Source organism: Accumulibacter sp. (genome assembly GCF_029255125.1).
Taxonomy (GTDB): Bacteria; Pseudomonadota; Gammaproteobacteria; order Burkholderiales; family Rhodocyclaceae; genus Accumulibacter.
In genome coordinates this window covers 48,401-67,441 of sequence record NZ_JAPUVR010000105.1, presented here as the reverse complement: position 1 = coordinate 67,441, position 19,041 = coordinate 48,401, and the positions used below count along the sequence as shown (strand labels likewise).

General features: G+C 64.4%; 17 protein-coding genes. 3 read left to right on the top strand and 14 right to left on the bottom strand.

Going from position 1 to position 19,041, the window contains the following annotated elements:
- Positions 1-43 precede the first annotated feature (43 nt).
- The gene (locus Q1L59_RS10820) at positions 44-1,468 is read right to left on the bottom strand and encodes a mannose-1-phosphate guanylyltransferase/mannose-6-phosphate isomerase (RefSeq protein WP_300332075.1); all 1,425 of its coding nucleotides are present in this window, start codon (positions 1,466-1,468) and stop codon (positions 44-46) included.
- Positions 1,469-1,640: 172 nt separating this feature from the next.
- Here Q1L59_RS10820 and waaC point away from each other — a divergent pair, with 172 nt between their 5' ends.
- Together waaC and waaA are read left to right on the top strand one after the other, a co-directional pair.
- On the top strand, positions 1,641-2,603 hold the full coding sequence (gene waaC, locus Q1L59_RS10815) for a lipopolysaccharide heptosyltransferase I (RefSeq protein ID WP_300332073.1): 963 nt from the start codon (positions 1,641-1,643) through the stop codon (positions 2,601-2,603).
- 136 nt (positions 2,604-2,739) lie between these two features.
- The gene (gene waaA, locus Q1L59_RS10810; protein ID WP_300332071.1) at positions 2,740-4,026 is read left to right on the top strand and encodes a lipid IV(A) 3-deoxy-D-manno-octulosonic acid transferase; all 1,287 of its coding nucleotides are present in this window, start codon (positions 2,740-2,742) and stop codon (positions 4,024-4,026) included.
- On the opposite strand, the gene Q1L59_RS10805 is transcribed toward waaA, so the two are convergent.
- The 12 genes from Q1L59_RS10805 to Q1L59_RS10750 form a co-directional block, all read right to left on the bottom strand.
- Positions 4,001-5,350 (bottom strand): TolC family outer membrane protein, encoded by a 1,350-nt coding sequence (locus Q1L59_RS10805; protein ID WP_300332069.1) that lies wholly within the window; start codon positions 5,348-5,350, stop codon positions 4,001-4,003. The genes waaA and Q1L59_RS10805 overlap by 26 nt on opposite strands.
- A 34-nt stretch (positions 5,351-5,384) precedes the next feature.
- Positions 5,385-6,038 (bottom strand): protein-L-isoaspartate O-methyltransferase, encoded by a 654-nt coding sequence (locus Q1L59_RS10800; protein WP_300332096.1) that lies wholly within the window; start codon positions 6,036-6,038, stop codon positions 5,385-5,387.
- A 242-nt stretch (positions 6,039-6,280) separates the two neighbouring features.
- Positions 6,281-6,547, bottom strand: coding sequence for a 30S ribosomal protein S20 (rpsT, locus tag Q1L59_RS10795; RefSeq protein WP_300332068.1), 267 nt, complete (start codon positions 6,545-6,547; stop codon positions 6,281-6,283).
- A gap of 418 nt (positions 6,548-6,965) precedes the next feature.
- Positions 6,966-7,412: a hypothetical protein gene (locus Q1L59_RS10790; RefSeq protein WP_300332066.1), complete on the bottom strand. Its 447-nt coding sequence runs from the start codon at positions 7,410-7,412 to the stop codon at positions 6,966-6,968.
- An 11-nt stretch (positions 7,413-7,423) separates the two neighbouring features.
- Positions 7,424-9,268, bottom strand: a complete 1,845-nt coding sequence (locus Q1L59_RS10785) for an ATP-binding protein (RefSeq protein ID WP_300332065.1) — start codon at positions 9,266-9,268, stop codon at positions 7,424-7,426.
- Between the two features lie 16 nt (positions 9,269-9,284).
- Complete coding sequence (locus Q1L59_RS10780) at positions 9,285-9,995, bottom strand: PspA/IM30 family protein (protein WP_300332063.1); 711 nt, start codon at positions 9,993-9,995, stop codon at positions 9,285-9,287.
- A gap of 120 nt (positions 9,996-10,115) precedes the next feature.
- Positions 10,116-10,982, bottom strand: coding sequence for a hypothetical protein (locus Q1L59_RS10775; protein ID WP_300332061.1), 867 nt, complete (start codon positions 10,980-10,982; stop codon positions 10,116-10,118).
- Positions 10,983-11,031: 49 nt separating this feature from the next.
- A complete protein-coding gene (locus Q1L59_RS10770) occupies positions 11,032-11,886 on the bottom strand; it encodes an ATP-binding cassette domain-containing protein (RefSeq protein WP_300332059.1) in 855 nt (284 codons plus the stop codon).
- Positions 11,883-12,686 carry an ABC transporter permease gene (locus Q1L59_RS10765; protein ID WP_300332057.1) on the bottom strand — a complete coding sequence of 268 codons (804 nt, stop codon included), beginning with the start codon at positions 12,684-12,686 and terminating at the stop codon, positions 11,883-11,885. Before Q1L59_RS10765 ends, Q1L59_RS10770 begins: the two co-directional genes overlap by 4 nt.
- A gap of 13 nt (positions 12,687-12,699) precedes the next feature.
- Positions 12,700-14,415: a phosphate ABC transporter substrate-binding/OmpA family protein gene (locus Q1L59_RS10760; RefSeq protein WP_300332056.1), complete on the bottom strand. Its 1,716-nt coding sequence runs from the start codon at positions 14,413-14,415 to the stop codon at positions 12,700-12,702.
- A gap of 41 nt (positions 14,416-14,456) precedes the next feature.
- Positions 14,457-15,206: a hypothetical protein gene (locus Q1L59_RS10755; protein WP_300332054.1), complete on the bottom strand. Its 750-nt coding sequence runs from the start codon at positions 15,204-15,206 to the stop codon at positions 14,457-14,459.
- Positions 15,207-15,329: 123 nt separating this feature from the next.
- Positions 15,330-15,866 carry a class I SAM-dependent methyltransferase gene (locus Q1L59_RS10750; protein WP_300332052.1) on the bottom strand — a complete coding sequence of 179 codons (537 nt, stop codon included), beginning with the start codon at positions 15,864-15,866 and terminating at the stop codon, positions 15,330-15,332.
- A gap of 247 nt (positions 15,867-16,113) precedes the next feature.
- Here Q1L59_RS10750 and Q1L59_RS10745 point away from each other — a divergent pair, with 247 nt between their 5' ends.
- On the top strand, positions 16,114-18,804 hold the full coding sequence (locus Q1L59_RS10745; protein WP_300332050.1) for a bifunctional acetate--CoA ligase family protein/GNAT family N-acetyltransferase: 2,691 nt from the start codon (positions 16,114-16,116) through the stop codon (positions 18,802-18,804).
- A gap of 11 nt (positions 18,805-18,815) precedes the next feature.
- Here Q1L59_RS10745 and Q1L59_RS10740 read toward each other — a convergent pair whose 3' ends face one another.
- Entirely contained in the window at positions 18,816-19,016 is a 201-nt protein-coding gene (locus Q1L59_RS10740) for a DUF3460 family protein (RefSeq protein WP_300332048.1), read from the bottom strand.
- Positions 19,017-19,041: the final 25 nt, after the last annotated feature.

The window sequence follows — 19,041 nt, the reverse complement described above, 5'->3', positions numbered from 1 at the left end:
GCGGGAAGCGTACGACTTGCGCGGCGCTGCCTGCCTCGCCGGTCTATCGCCCGTAGCTATCCTGTAGACGGACGATATCGTCCTCGCCGAGATAGCTGCCGGATTGCACCTCGACGATTTCCAGGTCGATCTTTCCGGGGTTTGCCAGCCGATGGACGACGCCGAGCGGGATGTAGGTCGATTGGTTTTCCGCCAGCAGCAGCGACTCGTCACCGCGCACGATGGCCGCCGTTCCCCGGACGACGACCCAGTGTTCCGCGCGGTGGTGATGTTTTTGCAGGCTGAGGCTGGCACCCGGTTTGACCAGAATCCGCTTCACCTGATAGCGCGGGCCGTTGGCAATACCCTCGTAGCTTCCCCAGGGCCGGTGCACGATATGGCGGAATTCGGTCTCGGCGCGCGCGCCGCGCTTCAATTCGTCGACCAGCGTCTTGACATCCTGAGCCTTGGCTTTGTCGGCGACGAGAACCGCGTCAGGCGTCGCAATCACGACCAGATCCCGGACGCCGACCGTGGTGAGCAAGCGGCCTTCGGAGAGCAGCACGCAGTTCTCGGTGTCGACGCTATGCACGTCGCCGCGTAGCGTGTTGCCATGGCAGTCGCTCTGGCCGAGTGCGGCGAGCGCATCCCAGGCGCCGATGTCGTTCCAGCCGGCATCGAGCGGAATGACCACCCCGCGGTCGGTCTTTTCCATCACCGCGTAGTCGATCGAATTCGCCGGGCTGGAGCTGAAAGCGGTCGGCTCAAGGCGCAGAAAGTCGAGATCACGCTGGGCAGCGGCGACTGCGCGGTCTACGCATTGGCGCATCTCGGGGGCAAAGACGCCGAGCGCTTCGAGGAAGCTGTCGGCGCGGAAGAGGAACATGCCGCTGTTCCAGTAGTAGTCCCCCGAATGCAGATAGGACTCGGCGCGCTCCTTGTCGGGCTTTTCGACAAAGCGGTCGAGCAGGTAGCCGCCGGTCACCGGTTTGCCACGGCGAATGTAACCGTAGCCGGTCTCCGCCCGATCGGGGACAACGCCGAAAGTCACCAGGTCGCCGCGACTGGCGTACGGCAAGGCCGCTGCAACTGCCGCCCGGAAAGCGTCGACATCGGCGATCACGTGGTCCGAGGGCAGCACCAGGAGCACCGGGCAGTTGCTCAGTCCCTGTGCCTCACGCAGCGCGTGCAGCGCGGCGGCAGCGACGGCAGGTGCCGTGTTGCGCGCCGCCGGTTCAAGCAGAATGTCCGCCTTCAGGCCAATTTCGAGGAGTTGCTCGGCGACCAGGAAGCGGTGGTGCTCGTTCGCCACCGCGATCGTTGTCCCGACTCCGGGCACGCCGTCAAGTCGGCGCAGCGTATTCTGCAGTAAGGAAAACTCGTCGGCCAGGCGGAGGAACTGTTTTGGGTAGTGCGTTCGCGAGAGCGGCCAAAGACGGGTTCCTGACCCGCCGCAGAGAAGTACAGGACGAATCAGCGGAGAGTTCATGCGCGCATTTCCCTTCGGGGCAGAGCCGTCGCAGCGTCAGTGGCTGCGCCAAAAAGGCAAATTATAGCGGCTCGTTCGACGGGCAGAGCAGCGCTTTTTCCGTCGCCAGTCATCATCTCCTATAATCGCGCTCTTTCGTCAGACGATTCCTCTGTCGCCGACCGGCACACCGATGCGCATTCTGTTGGTAAAAACCTCCTCGCTCGGTGACGTAATTCATAACCTGCCGGTGGTCAGCGATCTGCAGCGCGTCTTTCCGGCAGCCACTATTGCCTGGTGTGTCGAAGAGAGCTTTGCCGACATTCCGCGCCTTCACCCGGCGGTGACGCAGGTCATTCCAGTGGCTTGGCGGCGCTGGCGCAAGGCTTTGCGGCGACTCGACACCTGGCGTCAGATGGGCGACTTTCGCCGGGCTATCGGCGCCGTCGAGTACGACATCGTGCTCGACACGCAGGGTTTGCTGAAGAGCGCTTTGATTGCCCGTCAGGCGCGCGGAAAGCGTTGCGGTTACGCCGCCGAAGCGGCGCGCGAACCGCTCGCAGCACGCTTTTACGATGCCACCTTCGTCATCCCGCGCAACGCGCACGCTGTTCTGCGTAACCGCTGGCTGGCCGCCGCTGCCTGTGACTACCCGGTCGACCTGCCGCTCGACTACGGAATTTGCGCGCCGACCGACGAGCTGCCCTGGCTGCACGGCGAACGGCCGGTCGTTCTGTTCACCGCGACGAGCCGCGACGACAAGCTGTGGGACGAGGAAAACTGGTGTGCCCTCGGGCAGGGCATGGTGGCGCGCGGCCTGACGCCGGTCCTGCCGGCAGGTAGTGCCAGCGAACGGCGGCGGGCCGAGCGTATTGCAGCGGCGCTTGCCGGTGCGCTGGTGCCGCCGCCGCTGACGCTGCCCCAGATCGCTGGGCTGCTTGGCCGGGCCAGACTGGCGATCGGCGTCGATACCGGGCTGGCCCACCTGGCGGCCGCGATGAACGTTCCGGTGATCGCGATCTACGTCGCCAGTGAACCTGCGCTGACCGGCGTGCATGGACGCGGATTCGCCCGCAACCTCGGCCGGCCGGGGCATCCCCCCGCGGTGGCCGAAGTCCTCGCGCACGCTGATCAAGCCTTGCTCGTGAGCCAATGATGCAGTGCTCAAGACGGGCGGCGAGTCGAAGGGCCTGTCAGGAGTCTGCCCCACTGCTTGGTCGCGGCTTCCATTCGAGTCGGGTTGGCGGCCGACTCGGACGGCTGGCCCGTCGGCTGGCCGCGGCCTGCCAGCGATGAGCCGCTTGCTCTATGCGCTGTTGTTTTATCTGGCGATGCCTCTCGTCTGGCTGCGCCTCCTCTGGCGCGCCATCAGGCAAGCCGAATATCTGCAGCATTTCGGCGAACGGCACGGGCACTATCGGCAGCCGTCCGGGCGGCCGCTGATCTGGTTGCACGCTGTTTCAGTGGGCGAGACACGCGCCGCCGAACCCTTGATCGAAGCGCTGCTCGGGGACTACGCACAGCATGATCTGCTGCTCACCCACATGACGCCGACTGGGCGCGCAGCCGGCCTTGATCTGCTCAAGAAGCATCCCGGGCGGATCATCCAGGCCTACTTGCCGTACGACCTGCCACATGCCTGCCGACGTTTCCTCGACGTGTTTCAGCCGCGCGTCGGCTTGCTCATGGAGACCGAGATCTGGCCCAACCTGATGGCGGCCGCGCGCCAGCGAGGTGTGCCGATCGCCTTGGTCAACGCACGTCTTTCGCTTCGCTCGCAGCGCGCCTACGCACGCGTGCGTGGGCTGATCAAGCCGGCGATCGCGTCATTTGCCGTCGTTGCTGCGCAGACGGAAGCCGACGGCGAACGGCTGCGCGAGCTTGCTGCGCGCGAGGTTGCGGTCTGCGGCAATCTCAAATTCGACGTTACTCCGGCGGCGGAAGGGCTGGAACTGGGCGCCCGCTGGCGGCGCGCGATTGGCCCTCGTCGGATCTGGCTGGTGGCCAGCACGCGCGAAGGCGAGGAAGCGCTGATTCTCGATGCCCTCGGCGCAATCGCGCTGGCTGATCTGCTGGTCGTCGTCGTGCCGCGCCATCCACAGCGCTTTGACGAAGTCGCCAGACTGCTCGAGCAGCGCCGACTGAGCTATCGACGACGCAGCTCGGGCGTGCTGCCAGATCCGGCGACGCGCGTCTGGCTTGGCGACAGCATGGGCGAGATGGCCGCCTACTACGCGCTTGCCGACATCGCGCTGATCGGCGGCAGCCTGCTGCCTTTTGGCGGGCAGAACCTGATCGAAGCGGCCGCTTGCGGATGCCCGGTCCTGGTCGGGGAACACACCTTCAATTTCGCGCAGGCGAGTCAGGATGCGGTCGCCTCTGGCGCTGCTCGGCGGGTGGCCGACGCACGACAGGCGGCGCTCGTCGTCGCTCAGTTGTTTGGTGAGCCAGGGGATGCCGGGCAGTCGCTGGACGCCATGCGCGCTGCCGCGATGCGTTTCAGCGCGGCACACCGCGGCGCAACCGCGCGCACGCTGGCGTTGATCCGCCCGCTTATTGAATCTCCAGCAGCGCGTTGATCTGTTCGAGGTCGGCTTCGCCGAGCGTGCCCACCGCGGCCTTCAGCTTCAGTTGCGCAAGCAGCGTATCGAGGCGCGCTTTCGCCAGGTCGCGCCGGGTGACATAGACCTGGTTTTCGGCGTTGAGAACGTCGATGTTGATCCGCACGCCGACCTCGTAACCGAGGCGATTCGACTCCAGCGAGCTGAGGCTGGAAACGAGTGCGGCTTCCAGTGCGCGCACCTGCGCCAAGCCGCTGACCACCCCGAGGTACGCCTGGCGCGCGTTGAGCGCCGAATTGCGGCGGGCATTGTCGAGCGCCGAGAATTCGGCATCGCGCTTGGCGGCTGCTTCGCGCGTTCGCGAGTTGACCGCGCCACCCTGGAAAATCGGGATGTTGAGCTGCAAACCGAGTTGCCGCGTGCGCGTGTCGATCTCGCCAATGCCGAACTGGCCCGGGCTGTTGTTGGCCGAATAGTTGGCCACCACGTCAAGGGTAGGATAGTGGCCAGCACGGCTGACTTCGACCGCTCGTCCGGCCGCCTCTGCCGCCGCCTGCTGTGCCTGAACAAGAAAGCTGTCGCGCTCGGCTGCCTCGACCCACGGTTCCATGCTGGCCGGTTGCGGTGGCTGAACCACCGCTTTGTCCTTCAGCCGATTGAGTTCACCGGGCTCCTTGCCGATCAACGCACGCAGCGCATAGCGCTTGACTTCGAGTTCACTTTCGGCAGCGATCTCCTTCGCACGCGCGAGGTCGAAGCGCGATTGCGACTCATAAGTGTCAGTGATCGTCGCAGTTCCCACTTCGAAGTTCTTCTTTGCCTGTTCAAGCTGTTGGCCGATGGCCGTCTTTTCGGCCTGGACTGCGCGCAGGTTTTCGCTGGCGAACAAGACGTCGAAGTAGGCCTGCGCGAGGCGCACGATCAGCTCCTGCCCGGCCTGCGCGAAAGTCGCCTCGGCCTGCATCACCAAGAGTTTGGCTTGGTCGTACTGGACCCAGTTTTGCCAGCGGAACAGCGGTTGCGTCAGGCTTGCGCCATAGCTGTTCGTGTTGTAGCGATTGCGATAGCTCTGCGTGGCGCTGCTGCCTCCCGGGCGGTAGTCGTAATGGCTGCCGTTCCAGGAGGTGCTGCCAGTTGCATTGACTGACGGCAACAGGCCGGCCAGGGCTTGCGGCAGCCGTTCGCGACCGGCTGCTGCCGTCGCGCGCGCGGCTGCGTACTGCGCGTCGTAGCTTAGGGCATCGCGGTAGACCTGCATCAGATCGGCGGCCAGCGCGCCGCTAGCCGCGCACAGGGCAGCCAGGCCGACAGCAAAGCGCAAAGGGTTGGATTTGCTTGACATGACCTCGTCCGGTGCTTCGTGGCGTCGTCGCGAGCTAGAAGACAAAGCCCGTTTGCGGCTTCGCTCTCTTCAGTGGGGCGACGACGGTTTCGAACAGATTGATCGTGGTGAACGCCTTGTCGGCCGTCCGTGTGATCAGTTGCGCGCGCATCACCGGTGCTTCGCCAATGAAGGCGAGCAGCCGACCGCCGAGGCGGAGCTGTTGCAGGAAGGTCTCCGGCAGACGCGGGAGGCTCCCGGAAAGCACAATGACGTCGTAGGGCGAGGCGGAAGACCAGCCTTCCGACGCATCCCCGGTGTCGACCGTGACGTTGACGATTCGTGCCTGGCGCAGATTGCGCCGTGCGAGTTCAGCCAGGGCTGGATCGATTTCGACCGTATGCACGAACTCGCCGCGCGAAGCGAGGAGGGCTGCCATGTAGCCGCTGCCGGCTCCCACCTCGAGCACGACATCGGTGTTCCTGACCCCGACTTCTTGCAAGATGCGTGCTTCCATTTTCGGATGAAGCATCGTCTGCCCATGGCCGATCGGCAGTTCCAGGTCAGCAAAGGCGAGCGCCTTGTGAGCCGGAAGAACAAAATCCTCGCGTTTGACCACCGACAGCGCGGCAAGGACTTCCGGATCCAGCACCTCCCAAGGCCGGATCTGTTGCTCGATCATGTTGAAGCGCGCCCGCTCAATATCCACCGTTACCGTAGTCATTACCTTCCCCGTCAGCAGTTCAATGCCAGCACCGCCCGATATTCGTACCGCCCGGACATTATAGCTCGATCGGCCTGGGGTCGCGCGCAGGCCGCTGGCGATTCGATGCCGGGCGGGCAATACGGTCGGGGGTCGGGCAGTGCCGCCCGGGTCGTCGCGCGCAGTCGTCCGGGCGAACAAAAACGGCGCCTTTCGGGGCGCCGCTCTGCTCGTTGCCGATTTGCGGGCTACGCCGCAAGCGCCTTGATCTGCGCCGACAGGCGGCTCTTGTGGCGTGACGCTTTGTTCTTGTGAATGATCTTCTTGTCCGCAATGCGGTCGATGACGGCGACCGACTGCTGGTAAACGCCCTGCGCCGCCACCTTGTCACCAGCCACAATGGCTTTTTGTACGCGCTTTACGGCCGTGCGCAGGGTAGAGCGCAGGCTGGCGTTGTGGGCGCGTTGCTTGACGGCTTGCCGGGCGCGTTTGCGAGCTTGTGCGCTATTGGCCATGAATTCTTGTTCCTAAAAAACGCGTGGACGGGGTCGAAAGGGCGAGATTTTACACACCTGTAGCGCTCGACGCAAGGGAAACACACCCAAAACGAAAGGCGATCAGCAGCCCGGCTGTCCACCCACGTCCGTCCCGTGCGAGCGGAAATGATCTGCCGCTCCAGGATTGAGCATGGATCGCTCGGCCAGCCGCGGCGCAACGGGTGATCAGCGACGATCTGGTGGCCGTCCGCGTCGCCGTGCCTTCGCCCTGTCCTGCTGGGTTTCGTCACGGGAGTACCGCTCGCGCTACGTGGCCATCAAGCAAGCCTTGTGCTGGACGAACTTTCTACATTGCAAGTTGTAAACAATGATCCAAACGGCCGACGTCGTGCGCTTACCTCTCAGGAGTCGATGCGCAGTGCGCGGCGATGCGTCCTTACCCCAGTTCGCCGGCGACAACAGCGAGCGAAGCCGCGTCGGGCAAGTGTGCGAGCTGCGCCAACATGTAGTCCTTGACGAAGGCCAGCAGTTCGTCGACGCGCTCTGCCGGCAGACCGATTTCGTCGGCGACGGCGTGCACGGCCGCCAGTTCTTCGGCGATCAGGCAGCCGTCGGCAAAAGCCACCATCAGGCAGGTAGCGATGACGAGTTCGCGCTGCTCGATCTGTGTAAACGTGGTTGTCAGATCGCCGCTCGAGTCGTTGTCGAGTAAGGCGGCGAAGTCTGGCCAGTGCGCCTCGCGGCCGGTTTCGTAGAATTGCCGGATGAGGGCGATTTCCTCGGCGGTGCGGGCGCCGTCGACGCGCGCAATGCGCAGCAGCAGGCGGGTGGCAGAGATCGTTTGCGCGGGGTTGAGTTGGGTGTCGACGAATTGGGGCAACATGGGCAGTTCCTTCAGGAGTTGATCTGGCGCCGGAATTCGGCGAGTCGGGTCTGCACGTCCTGCGCAGAGAGTGTGCGGAAGCGCTGGGGCAGGAGCGAGCGGCGCGAGGTTTCGGAGACGGCGAGCATTTCCATGTAGCGCAGCATCGCCGTTTCCTGAGGTGGCATGAAATCGCCGATTGCCTGGCCGAGGCGCTCGGCGTCGAGCGGCACGCCGGCGCGCTCGGCGAATTCTGCGGCAAGCAGAGCGACGGCTTCCAGGTCGGCGTTCGAGTAGCCTTCGAGCGCCGCACAGGCTTCCTCGATCGCTTCAGCGCTGAGCGTACAGGGGATGGCGTAACGCCGGAAGATGGCGGCGATGACGGCTGCTCTTTCGGCGGCCGTCTCGGCGTAGAAGAAGGGAATCTTGCGGTCGAGGCGGCCGGGCCGCTTGATGTCGCTGTCCAGTTTGTCGGGCCGGTTGGTCATCAGGATGAAGACGACCCGACCGCGGTTTTCCGGGTCGGACATGAACTCCTTGAGGCGTGCGATGACGCGTGAACCGGTGCCGCCGTCGCCATCTCCAGCCTGGTTGCCGAAGCTGCGGTCACCTTCGTCGATGACCAGCGCGATCGGTCCCATCGCCTTCACCGTCGCCAGCACGCGTTCGAGGTTGGCCTCGGTCGAACCCACCCATTTCGAGCGGAAATTCTTCAGCGCGACGCCGGAAAGGCCGGCCTCGGCGAGAAAAGCCTTGATGACGAAGGTTTTGCCGGCGCCCATCGGGCCAACTGCGAGCAGCCCCATCGGGGCGCGGGCGCGCTCGCCGCTGCGGATCAGACGCGCGATGTCGAGCAGTTCACCCTTGATGTTGTCGTTGCCACCGACGGCGTTGAGGCCATGGCGGGGTTCGATGAACTCGATCAGGCCGGCGCATTCCTTCTCGATCAGCTCGCGCTTGCGGCGGCGCACGATGGCCATCATTTCGCTTGCCGGGTCGCCCGCTTCCGGCAGCGCACGCGTCGGGTCGACGAGTTGCCGAATCTCGTCCGGCGTCATGCCGGCGGTGATCGCCGCCAGCTTCTCGGCCCGCGCGGCGGCATTCGGGCTGCCCGCCAGCAGGTCGGCAATCAGTTTGCGCCGCTGTGTTTCGCTCAGGCCCTGTGGCGCTTCGCTGGCGACGATGCTGGCGAGCTGGATCAGGCGCAGGCCGGCCGTCTGGTCGGCCAGCAGGTCGGCCTCGGCCGACGGCAGGCGCGGTGCGTAGTGCCCGATCGCCGTGCGGCGCTCGGTCCGGTCGGGCATCGGCAATTCGAGCGCGACGATGCGCGGGTGGGTGAGCAGCGCCGGGCTGATGTCGGCCAGCGACTCGCTGACCAGAATGACGACGTTGTCGCGTTCGGCGAAGCTTTCGTCGAGCGACCAGCGGTGCAGCGCGGTGCAGGCGCCGCGTTCGTCGAGCGAGAGGAAATGCGCCTCGGCGGCCGGGAAGATGGTCGCCGCGTAGGGAATCAGCAGCGCGCTCGAACCTTGTTCGCGCATCCGTTTTTCGAGCGACTCGAAGATGCCGGCCAGCCCCTTGCCTTCCAGATGGCGGTAGAGATCGGCCTTTTCGTCGAGCGTGCCGCCCTGCACCAGGCGGACGCCACGGTCTATGCTCAGCTCGAAGATGTGTTTCTTGTTGTCTTTCAGCAGCGCTTCGGCGAGAAAGGGCTGCAGCGTGCGGTAGCGTCCGGCGAACGGGATGCGGTCGAAGACGTTGCGGTAGAGGACAAAGACCGCTGCCTCGCCAGCCAAGTACTTCTGGCGCAGCGTTTCGGCCCAGTTGGGCAGCACCGGTCGCGGGCCGTCGCCGTCGGGCTTGGCAGGGCTGGTCATCGGTTTCCTCGGCGCCTCACATCGACTTGCCGGTGCTCTCGCTCTGCGCCAGACGAGCGCGCTTCATTTCTTCGAGCTGCTGGCGCGCAGTGATCGCGCCGCTGCTCTGGCGCAGACGGGCGAGTTTGACATCGAGGTCGGAGTCGCGCAGTTCGGAGCCCATCTTGGCTTCGGCGACGGTGTTCCTGATATGCTCGCGTACGTTGTCGAGGGCGCGCACTTCGGCGTCGACCGACAGGCCGTCGAGCTGGTTCTGGATCTTGAGGCGCGCTTGCGCGCTCTGCATCTGCGCCAGCATGCGGTCCTTTTCGTCCTTGAGTTTCTGGATCTCACCTTTCACCTGCATCAGCGAGTCCTTGGCTTCCTGCGCGTCGGCGCGTGCCTGCTCCATTTCCTGGTCGAGCGTCTTGACGCTGGCCTCGAGGGCGTTCTTCTTCTGGATGAGGACGATTCCCAGGTCGTCCTGGCCGCTCGCCAGCGCCGCATTGAGGTCGGCGTTGACCGACTCGAGCTCGCGGCGTTCGCTGTCCAGGCGGGCCGAGATCTCTTCGCGCCGGCGCATGATCGCCGCCGTGGCGCTCTTCAGCTTGCCGTACTTGGCAATCATCGAGTCGATCGCGTTCTGGTAGGCGATTTCCGGGTGGCGCTTTTCGACATCGGTAATCCACAACGAGACGAATCCTGCCCAGAGGTTGGACAGACGCCCCATGAAATTGATTTCGGCCATCTCCTGCTTCCTTTCCTGTGCCGGTCTGCCGGCGGTTGTGACTTGTCCAGTGGACCTGGCGTGGTCTAATCGCTCAGGCGCCGATCGCCCTCTGCGAATACTGCCGCGCATGGCGTCATCTCAGCCCCGGCTTCCGGCGACTGCCGCGAGGCGCTTGCCGTGCCCGCTGGTGAGCGAGCTGGGCATTGTCACGCCGGGCAACGCTTCCGCCAGGTCGGTCTCGATGTCCTCCTGCACGCGTAGTCGGCTCACCGCTTCTTCGAGGCGTGCGCCAACTTCCTCCGAGGCCGGCAGGGTCATGATCGTCTGGTAGATTTCGTCGATCTGGTCGGGCATCGTCAGCATCGCCGCTTCGAGTGCCCGCCGCCGGCTGAGCATGCGGTGGTGACGTTCGACCAGCGCGTTGTAGTCAGCCCGCGCTTTCTGCAACTGGCGCAGGTCGGCTCCGGGCAGCGGTGCCGCGAGTTCCTTGTTGACGGCGGCCAGCTTGCCGTCGACTTCGCGCAGGTTGATCGCTTCCATCCGGTCGTCGATGACCAGAATGGCCAGCCAGAGGCAAAGATACTCGATCGTAACGTCGTCAAGCTGTTCCACGTCACGTGGGGCAAGGCGGGAGTGGCCGCTTTCGGCACGTTGGTAAAGCGAGGTAACGCGCTCCATCATGCGTTGATAGGTGCGCAAGCGCGCCTGGAAGCCTTCCCGTTTGGCCGCGCGCTTCTGCAATTCGGCAATCAGTTGGGCGCGCGAGGCTTGTCGCGTCTCGGCGCGCCAGCGGCGGTCGACCTTTTCGCGGAAAGACGGCAGCGACGGGATGTGCAGTGCGGCGAGAACCTCGCCGGCGGCGAAGGCAATCAGCGGAATGGCGCCGACACCGAAACCGAAGGGAATCGACAGGAGCGCGCCGGCGGCCAGCGAGCCGAGGAAGGCGTAGAGATTCGCCTGGCTGGTGAGAACCTCCTTGACGTAGGGCGGTTTGCTGTCGGCCATCTGGGGAGCGCGTGCAGGCAAAGGGTCGGCAGGGCTGGTCGCCGAGCGTTCAGACGGTCACCCGGACCTGCCCTTTACCCGGGCTGGCCTGGTGCAACTGGCTGAGCACGCGTTCGGCAAACGCCTGCGCCTGCGGTGAGCGCTGCCAGGCGGCCGAACGTGGGCGCGCTTCACTGATCGCGAAGTCGTCAGCGACACGTGCCGGTTGGGTCGACAGGACGATCACCCGGTCGCCTAGGGTCAGCGCTTCGGTCACGTCGTGCGTGACGAAGACGACCAGGCAAGGCCAGGTGCGGTAGAGCTCGATCAGGAGAAGTTGCATTTCCTCGCGCGTCTGCGCGTCAAGGGCGCCGAAGGGTTCGTCCATGAGCAGAATTCGCGGGCGGAGAACGAGTGCCCGGGCGAGGGCCACGCGCTGGTTCTGCCCGCCGGAAAGTTGTGCCGGGCGCAGCGCCGCCTTGTCGGATAGACCTACCGCTGCCAGCATGTCGGCGACGCGCTTGCGCCATTCGCCTTCCGGCACGCGCTTGCGCCAGAGTTGCAGGCGGAAGGGGAAGGCAACGTTCTCGAAGACCGACAGATCGGGGCGGTTGGCGTAACGCTGGAAAACCATCACCGAGTCATCGTGCGCGCCATGGCACTCGACGCCGTCGATCAGCACGCGCCCGCTGCTCGGAGTCGCGCTACCCATTGGTCGGACGCCGCCGAGCATGTGCAGCAGCGTGCTCTTGCCGCAGCCGGATGGGCCGAGCAACATGTTGATGCCGGGCTGATCGAAGCTCAGGCTGACGCGGTCGATGACGCGCGTGACGCCGCCGGCTGGCGCCGGATACTCCTGCACGATGTCCTGCAGAACGACGCTGACACTGTTCGTTGCCGGGCTTGCCGGCGCTGGCGCGTTCATTGTTGCGTTTCCCACGGATAGAGGCGGCGCTTCAGCCAGACCATGAACTGGTAGGTCGCCAGGGCAAGCGCGATGATCACGATGATGCCGGCGAAGACCTGATCCCAGGCGCTGAAGCGGCGGGCGTTCTGGATCAGTTGGCCGAGCCCTTCGCGTGCGTTGACGTACTCGGCGACGGTGATGTAGGTCCACATGACCGAGAAGGCGACAATCACCGCATCGGCGATGCGTGGCATGGCGAGCGGGATGACCGCGCGCTGAATGCACTCCCAGGGTGTGGCCCCGAGGTCGCGCGCACCGATCCAGTAGCTTTGCGGGACCGCCTGAATCGCATCACGCACCATCGGGATCAGGTAGACGACGGCGCCGATGAACAGGAAGGCGATCTTCATCGCTTCGCCGATTCCCATCCACATGACCAGAATCGGTAGCAGAGCGACCACCGGCGCCGAGCGGAAGGGGTCGACGAGCGGCGACAGAGCGGCATTGACCTGCGGCGCGGCTCCCATGACGATGCCGATCGGGATGCCGATCATGATGACCAGCACGCCGGCGACGAGCAGTCGGCCGACCGACCACAGCGTTGCCGTGAGGAGCATACTCTGCCCGTCGTGCCAGGCCAGATAGCCGAAGGCGGCGACGACATCCCAGGGGGCGGGCAACTTGCTCGGACTGACCAGACCGGAAGCGGCGACCGCACTCCACAAGACGAGCAGGCCGAGCACGGCGGCAAGCCCGAGCAGCCGCCGGCGCGGTGCCTCAGGCGCCGCGTAGGGGTTCCAGAATTCGTCCCTGGGCACCTTGCTGGCTCCGTCAGCGGCCGCCGAAGACGGCAACGCGTGTCGTCCGGTTGAGCGCCCGGCACTCTTCCAGCGAGAGGCCTTCGCTGGCGGCGCTGGCTTCGTTGCACAGTGGCCGGTCGGGACCGTTGCCGACGATCTTGAAGCGCTCGCGCGGGAACTCCCATTGCGTGACGAGATAATCGACTACCGCCTTGGCGCGTGCCGCCGACAGCCGGAGGTTGGACTCGCGCGTGCCGGTCGAGTCGGAGTTGCCGCTGACTTCGAAGTACGCCTTGCCGTTGTTCTCGATGAACGGAACCATCTCGCCATCGACCGTCTTCTGCGCGCGCTTGGTCAACTCGGCGCTACCCGAGGCAAAACCGACCGTGACCGGTTTGGTGACCATGGCTTGCTGCTGCGTGGCTTCTTTCAGCGACGACTGGCTGAAGGTCGTCTGCGGTTGCGCCGCCGCCGTCGCTGCCGCCTGGTCGCGCGCCAGCATCGCCTTGATGTAGCGGTAGTCGAAGCTGTCCTGCGGCGCGATGACCGGCGACTTGGGATTGGCCAGCGCGCCCGCCTTGCGGTAGATTTCGTCGAAACGCTTGTAGACGCGCTCGTAGTGATTCGTCCCGCCGACCAGACCGAGGATTCTGGCGTTGTCCTCGACACCGGTCCACACGACGTTGGCGAAGAGGCTCTTGACGAAGGCTTTGCCTTCCTTGTCGGCGAGCAGGCGGAAGAACTCCTCGGTGCGGACCAGCGCCTCGACCGCGTTGTCCGGGTTGGCGCGTGCCGCGGTGACCCCCTCCATCCAGCCTTCGACGAACTTCTGGACGACCGCCTGTCCGTCGGGCTTGGCGAGCAAGCGTGCGTCGCAGACCATGACGTCGAAGATCAGATTGGTTGCCGTCTTCGTCGAATAGACGACGTGTGCTCCCTTGACGTTGCGCAAGGCGAGCGCCAGATCGGGATCCCAGAGCACCGCGGCATCGACGTGTCCGGCCTCGAAAGCGGCGCGCACGCCGGCCGTGCCTTCCTCGGCATTAATGAACACCGTCTTCACGCTGTCCTTCTTGCGTGCGGTCAGCGACGAGTTGTCGAGCGCGTCGATCAGCATGCCGTGCGAGGGGGTGAACTGGAGCAGGGCAACCGTGCGTCCGGCCAGGTCCTCGATCGATTTGACCGCGGCATCCTTGGCGATGACCGCGTCACCGCCTTGCGTGTTGTCGACGATCATCACGGCGCGTCCGTCGAGGCCGGCGTTGCGCAGATTCGGCTGCTCCTGCGCCCAGAAGTCGGAGGTGCGCCAAGCGCACTGCGCCGCGCCCGATTCGAAGACGGTGGCGAGCGTCGGGATATCATCCTGAATGACGAAGCGTACGTTCAGATCCTTCTTCGCGTACAACGATCCGGCCTGCGTTTCGAGCGCGTTGCCGTTGGCGACCAGCGCTGGCGCATAGCCGTGAAAACTGACCAGACTGACTTTCAAGGGATTCGTCGGGCTACCCAGCGGTGCGTTCCGGTCGTCGGCGCGCGCGCTTGCCTTGGCGGGCTCGGCGCTACTCCCGGGTTTGGCCGGGGTCGGCTTGGCCGGCGCTGGCGCGCTGGCTGCCGGCGGTGTGCCGGGATTGCCGCCAGCGCCAGTGCCGACACGTTCTTTCAGTCCGAAATTCCAGGCCAATGAACCGGCGACACCAATGACGATGACCGAGATCAGCCCTTTGGCCAGCGGCGTGAGTTGAGCCATTTGCTTTCTCCTTATAGCAGTGCGCTGCGTAGCGGGTGGGGTCAGGCCGCCTTGAACGTGGCAGGGATTTCGCGCAGACGCTCGATTTCGGCGTCAAGGCGGTGGGTTTCGCGCGCGGCCGCCTCACGTGCCTGGCGCAAGCCCGCCTCGACGCTCGTCGTTTCCTGCGCCGCACGCGTTACTTCGCGCTCGAGCAGTTGCTCCAGCTCGCTGATCTGCTTGCGAATTGCCGCCGTCGATTGGTCCAGGGCAGTTTTGATCTGGTTGACCAGTTCGCCCGTCTGCAGCGCGCGATTGTCGATCTGCGCGGTCAATTGATGTTTGTAGGCTTCGAGTGCAGCGATCTTTTGCTCGGCGTCGCTGACGCTGTCGGCGATCTGCCAGTTGTCGTCGGCGGCATCCATGGCGAGCACCGCTGCCTTGCGGGTTGCTGCATCCATGGCGCGCAGGCCGGCGAGCAGGCGGAGCAGCTTTTCCGCCGGGTAGGGCGAGTCGGCGACGCCGGCGGCGGCAAAAATGTCGGTCAGAGCCACCCCCTCGAAGTCGTCGGTGGCCTGCCCGGTGCCCGCCGTCGCCACCGGGGGCGGTGCCAGCGGTGGCAGCGCAAGCGGATCATCGGGGTCGGCCGGGCGACTGGCCGCAGGCGGCGGCAGGTCGGATGCGTTGCCCGCTGTTGCTGGCGTTGGTGTCCCGCCAGTGGCCGCCGGCGACCCGGCCTCGGCGAGGGCTCGCTCCTCATCCGACAGTTCGATCAGTCTTGCTTTGGCCAGCAGATTCAGAAACCCCTTCATGCCAACTCCTGCTATGGTGAACCCGTCAAGCGACTGCACGCGAACGGGGGGGAAGATGCTTGGAATTATACGAACGAAACGCCCGCTGACGAAGGAAAGGTTCTGCGTCTGGGCACGGTGAGCTTAGGCGTCGATGGCGCCACGCGCGGCGCACAGGGATTGCACGACGGCCGGTGCCGGATCGTCACGGTAGCCTTCTTCGTACGCCACGACGCGCCAGGCGCGTCGCTGTGCCCAGCCGAGCAGTTCCTGCGAGGCGAGCAGGAAGTCGGGATTCGATGGTCGCCCGTAGCGCTCGTTGCCGTGCATGAAGGTTTCGTAGATCAGCACTCCGGGGTCGGCCAGGCACGCGAAGAGCTGATCGATGCGTGGTCGGAAAAGATAGTTGGTAACCACGATACCTGAAAAGAGGCGACCGGTGTACGGCCAGACGGGCCCTTCAAGGTCGCTCTGGCGCAGCGTGACGCCGGGGACCTGGCGTAGTTCGGCAAGCGCCTGCGGATCGCGGTCCACAGCCTCGACGCGATGGCCGTAAGCGGCCAACAGGCGTGCATGGCGGCCGCTCCCGCAGGCGAGGTCGAGTACCTCACCGCTGGGGATAAGTCGGGCAAAGCGTTGCACCCAGGCTGAAGGTAAAGTTTGCCGAAGAGAAATTGTCATGCCGGTGGTTTCTTACATTATGATAATGGGCATTGTCTTGTCGCGCGGCAAGACCGTGCGTCTAAGGAAGTCTTGTTCGTCCGGACGTGCCGGCAAGCGTTGGCTAAAACGCTGCACGTGTGCTTGATGTCACATTGTGCCGGCAATCCGGGTTTCCACGTAGAGACTTGCTCGGGCAACTGTGTTAGATTGGTGCGGTGCAACAACCATCACCTCATTTCCTCCGGAAGCGGGGGTGAAGATCATCATGTTAGAACGTCATTACCTTACCACCCTGTTTGAACCGAAATCGGTCGCCGTCATCGGCGCCTCCGAGCAAGAGAACTCGGTCGGCAATGTCCTCTTCAAGAACATCCTTGAATCGGGCTACAAGGGGCGCCTGTACCCGATCAACCCGGCGCACGAGAAGATTCTCGATGCGCAGGCGTATCGGTCGATCGAGGAGATCAGCGCGCGCGTCGAACTGGCGATCGTCGTCACTCGGCCGCAGACGGTGCCGCGGATCATCGAACAATGTGGGCGCAGCGGCGTCAAGAACGTGATCGTGATCACCTCGGGTTTTGCCGAGGCGGGCCATGCCGGCGCAGCGCTCGAACGCAAGATGATGGAGATCGCGCGTAGTTACGGCGTTCGCCTGCTCGGGCCCAACTGTCTGGGCATCATCCGGCCCAATCTCGGGCTGAACGCGACCTTCGCCCGGGTGCGCGCCAACGTCGGCAATCTGGCGCTGGTCTCGCAGTCGGGTGCGATCTGCTCGGCCGTCCTCGATTGGGCGAGCAGCAACCGCGTCGGCTTTTCCAGCGTCATTTCGCTGGGCGGTACGGCCGACGTCGACTTCGGCGAGATTCTCGATTACCTGATCTACGACAACCTGACGCACTACATTCTGCTTTACGTCGAGGGTATTCGCGATGCACGCCGCTTCATGAGCGCGCTGCGCTCGGCGGCACGGATCAAGCCGATCGTTCTCCTCAAGGCTGGTCGGCACGCCGGTGGCCTGGCCGCCGTCGAGACGCACTCCGGGATGGCGGCCGGTTCGGACGTGGTCTTCGAGGCCGCCGTGCGGCGTGCCGGCGTCGTGCGGGTGAAGAATATTGGCCAGTTGTTCTACGCAGCCAAGGCGCTGGCGTCCAAGTTCCGGCCGCAGGGCAAGCGCCTGGCGATCGTCACCAACGGCGGCGGGCCGGGGGCGATGGCGGCCGACCGGGCGGGCGACCTCGACATTCCACTCGCCGAACTGTCGGCGAGCACGATTCAGGCGCTCAACGCGGCGATGCCCGCGACCTGGTCACAGCGCAACCCGGTCGACATCGAAGGCGATGCGACGCCAAAACGTTACCACGATGCGATCCTGGCGGTTGCCGAGGATGCGGCGGTCGACGGCGTTCTCGTCATGCTGGCGCCACAGGCGATGACCGAGCCGGTGGAAGTCGCCAAGGCGGTGATCGACGTCGACCTGTTGACCGCGAAGCCCATCCTGACCTGCTGGATGGGCGAGGAGCAGGTCCATCAAGCGCGTACGATGCTCGAGGATGCCGGCATTCCCGCATTCCGCATGCCGGAGACGGCAGTCGAGCTGTACTACCACATCTCGACCTATTACTGGAACCAGAAGCTGCTGTTGCAGACGCCGTCGCCGTCGTCTAAACATTCGCGCCCGGAGACCGAAGGCGCCAAGATGCTGATCGAAGCGGTGCTGCACGAACGCCGCAAGCTGCTCTCGGAGATGGAGTCGAAGGCGATTCTGCGTGCTTTCCGGATTCCGGTTGCGCAGACGATGGTCGCGCATACGCCGACCGAGGCGCTGCTGCTCGCCGAGCAGATCGGTTTTCCGATCGCGATGAAGATCGATTCGCCCGACATCGTGCATAAGAGCGAGGTTGGTGGCGTTCGCCTGAACATTCCGAATGCGCCGGCAGTACGCAACGCCTACCACGACATCATCGAGACGGTGAAGAAGCGGCATCCGACGGCGCGCATCAATGGCCTGTCGATCGAACCTTATCTTGCTCGCTCGCACGGTCGCGAGTTGATGATTGGCGTTTCGCGCGACCCTATCTTCGGTCCGATCATCACCTTTGGCGCCGGCGGAACGGAAGTCGAGGTGTTCAGCGACCGCGCGGTTGCGCTACCGCCGCTCAACCGCTTCCTGGCGCGTGACCTGATCGCTTCGACGCGTGCCTCCAAACTGCTCGGCGAGTTCCGCAACATGCCGCCGGTCAATCTCGATGCGCTGGTCGAGGTGTTGCTGCACGTTTCGCAGATGATCTGCGAGCTTCCGTGGTTGCAGGAACTCGACTTGAATCCGCTGATCGTCGATGAAAACGGAGCGATCGCCGCCGATGCGCGGATCATCATCGATTACGCGGCGTCGTCGGGCGATCGCTATTCGCATATGGCGATTCATCCCTATCCGATTCATCTGATTCAGGATTGGGAACTGCCCGATGGTCGGGTGGTGACGATTCGCCCGATTCGCCCGGAGGATGCCGAGCGCGAACAGCAGTTCGTCATCAGTATGTCCGAGGAGAGCAAGTACTATCGCTTCATGGATACGATCCGCGAGTTGACGCAGGCGATGCTCGTGCGCTTCACGCAGATCGATTACGACCGCGAAATGGCCTTGGTGGCGACGATTCTCGACGCCGACGGTAAGGAAGTGCAGATTGGCGTCTCACGCTACGTCACCAACCCGGACGGCGAATCGGTTGAGTTCGCGCTGGCGGTGGCCGACGATTGGCAGAAGCACGGGGTTGGCCGCAAGCTGATGAGCGCGTTGATCGATTGCGCGCGCCAGAAAGGCTACCGTACGGTGGTGGGCGATGTTCTCTCGATGAACACCAAGATGTTCAGCCTGATGACCAAGCTCGGCTTCTCGATTCACCCGCATCCTGACGACCCGGCGGTCAAACGGGTCGTCAAGCCGCTGAACAACTAGCGCCGCTAAGCCTACGGCTTAGGCACGAAATTCACGTCATAGGGATACGGTCGATGCGGCTCGACCGCGTCCCGGCGCGTCTTCTCGTCGTGTGCTGCAATCTTTCTGTCCCACCAGATGGCCCGTCCGCGTCGCTGGTCTTCCTGCCATTCGGGGTGTTTCTGCATCATTTCGCGGATGAACTTGGTGTGTTCGGACTCGTACAAGGCCATGTCAACTGCTCCCGGAGATTAACTT

What these genes read in the sequence shown, in the direction of transcription:
- Q1L59_RS10820 (WP_300332075.1), bottom strand. Translation starts at nt 1,468, where the DNA reads ATGAACTCTCCGCTGATTCGTCCTGTACTTCTCTGCGGCGGGTCAGGA.
- waaC (WP_300332073.1), top strand. Translation starts at nt 1,641, where the DNA reads ATGCGCATTCTGTTGGTAAAAACCTCCTCGCTCGGTGACGTAATTCAT.
- waaA (WP_300332071.1), top strand. Translation starts at nt 2,740, where the DNA reads ATGAGCCGCTTGCTCTATGCGCTGTTGTTTTATCTGGCGATGCCTCTC.
- Q1L59_RS10805 (WP_300332069.1), bottom strand. Translation starts at nt 5,350, where the DNA reads ATGTCAAGCAAATCCAACCCTTTGCGCTTTGCTGTCGGCCTGGCTGCC.
- rpsT (WP_300332068.1), bottom strand. Translation starts at nt 6,547, where the DNA reads ATGGCCAATAGCGCACAAGCTCGCAAACGCGCCCGGCAAGCCGTCAAG.
- Q1L59_RS10790 (WP_300332066.1), bottom strand. Translation starts at nt 7,412, where the DNA reads ATGTTGCCCCAATTCGTCGACACCCAACTCAACCCCGCGCAAACGATC.
- Q1L59_RS10785 (WP_300332065.1), bottom strand. Translation starts at nt 9,268, where the DNA reads ATGACCAGCCCTGCCAAGCCCGACGGCGACGGCCCGCGACCGGTGCTG.
- Q1L59_RS10780 (WP_300332063.1), bottom strand. Translation starts at nt 9,995, where the DNA reads ATGGCCGAAATCAATTTCATGGGGCGTCTGTCCAACCTCTGGGCAGGA.
- Q1L59_RS10775 (WP_300332061.1), bottom strand. Translation starts at nt 10,982, where the DNA reads ATGGCCGACAGCAAACCGCCCTACGTCAAGGAGGTTCTCACCAGCCAG.
- Q1L59_RS10770 (WP_300332059.1), bottom strand. Translation starts at nt 11,886, where the DNA reads ATGAACGCGCCAGCGCCGGCAAGCCCGGCAACGAACAGTGTCAGCGTC.
- Q1L59_RS10760 (WP_300332056.1), bottom strand. Translation starts at nt 14,415, where the DNA reads ATGGCTCAACTCACGCCGCTGGCCAAAGGGCTGATCTCGGTCATCGTC.
- Q1L59_RS10755 (WP_300332054.1), bottom strand. Translation starts at nt 15,206, where the DNA reads ATGAAGGGGTTTCTGAATCTGCTGGCCAAAGCAAGACTGATCGAACTG.
- Q1L59_RS10750 (WP_300332052.1), bottom strand. Translation starts at nt 15,866, where the DNA reads ATGACAATTTCTCTTCGGCAAACTTTACCTTCAGCCTGGGTGCAACGC.
- Q1L59_RS10745 (WP_300332050.1), top strand. Translation starts at nt 16,114, where the DNA reads ATGTTAGAACGTCATTACCTTACCACCCTGTTTGAACCGAAATCGGTC.
- Q1L59_RS10740 (WP_300332048.1), bottom strand. Translation starts at nt 19,016, where the DNA reads ATGGCCTTGTACGAGTCCGAACACACCAAGTTCATCCGCGAAATGATG.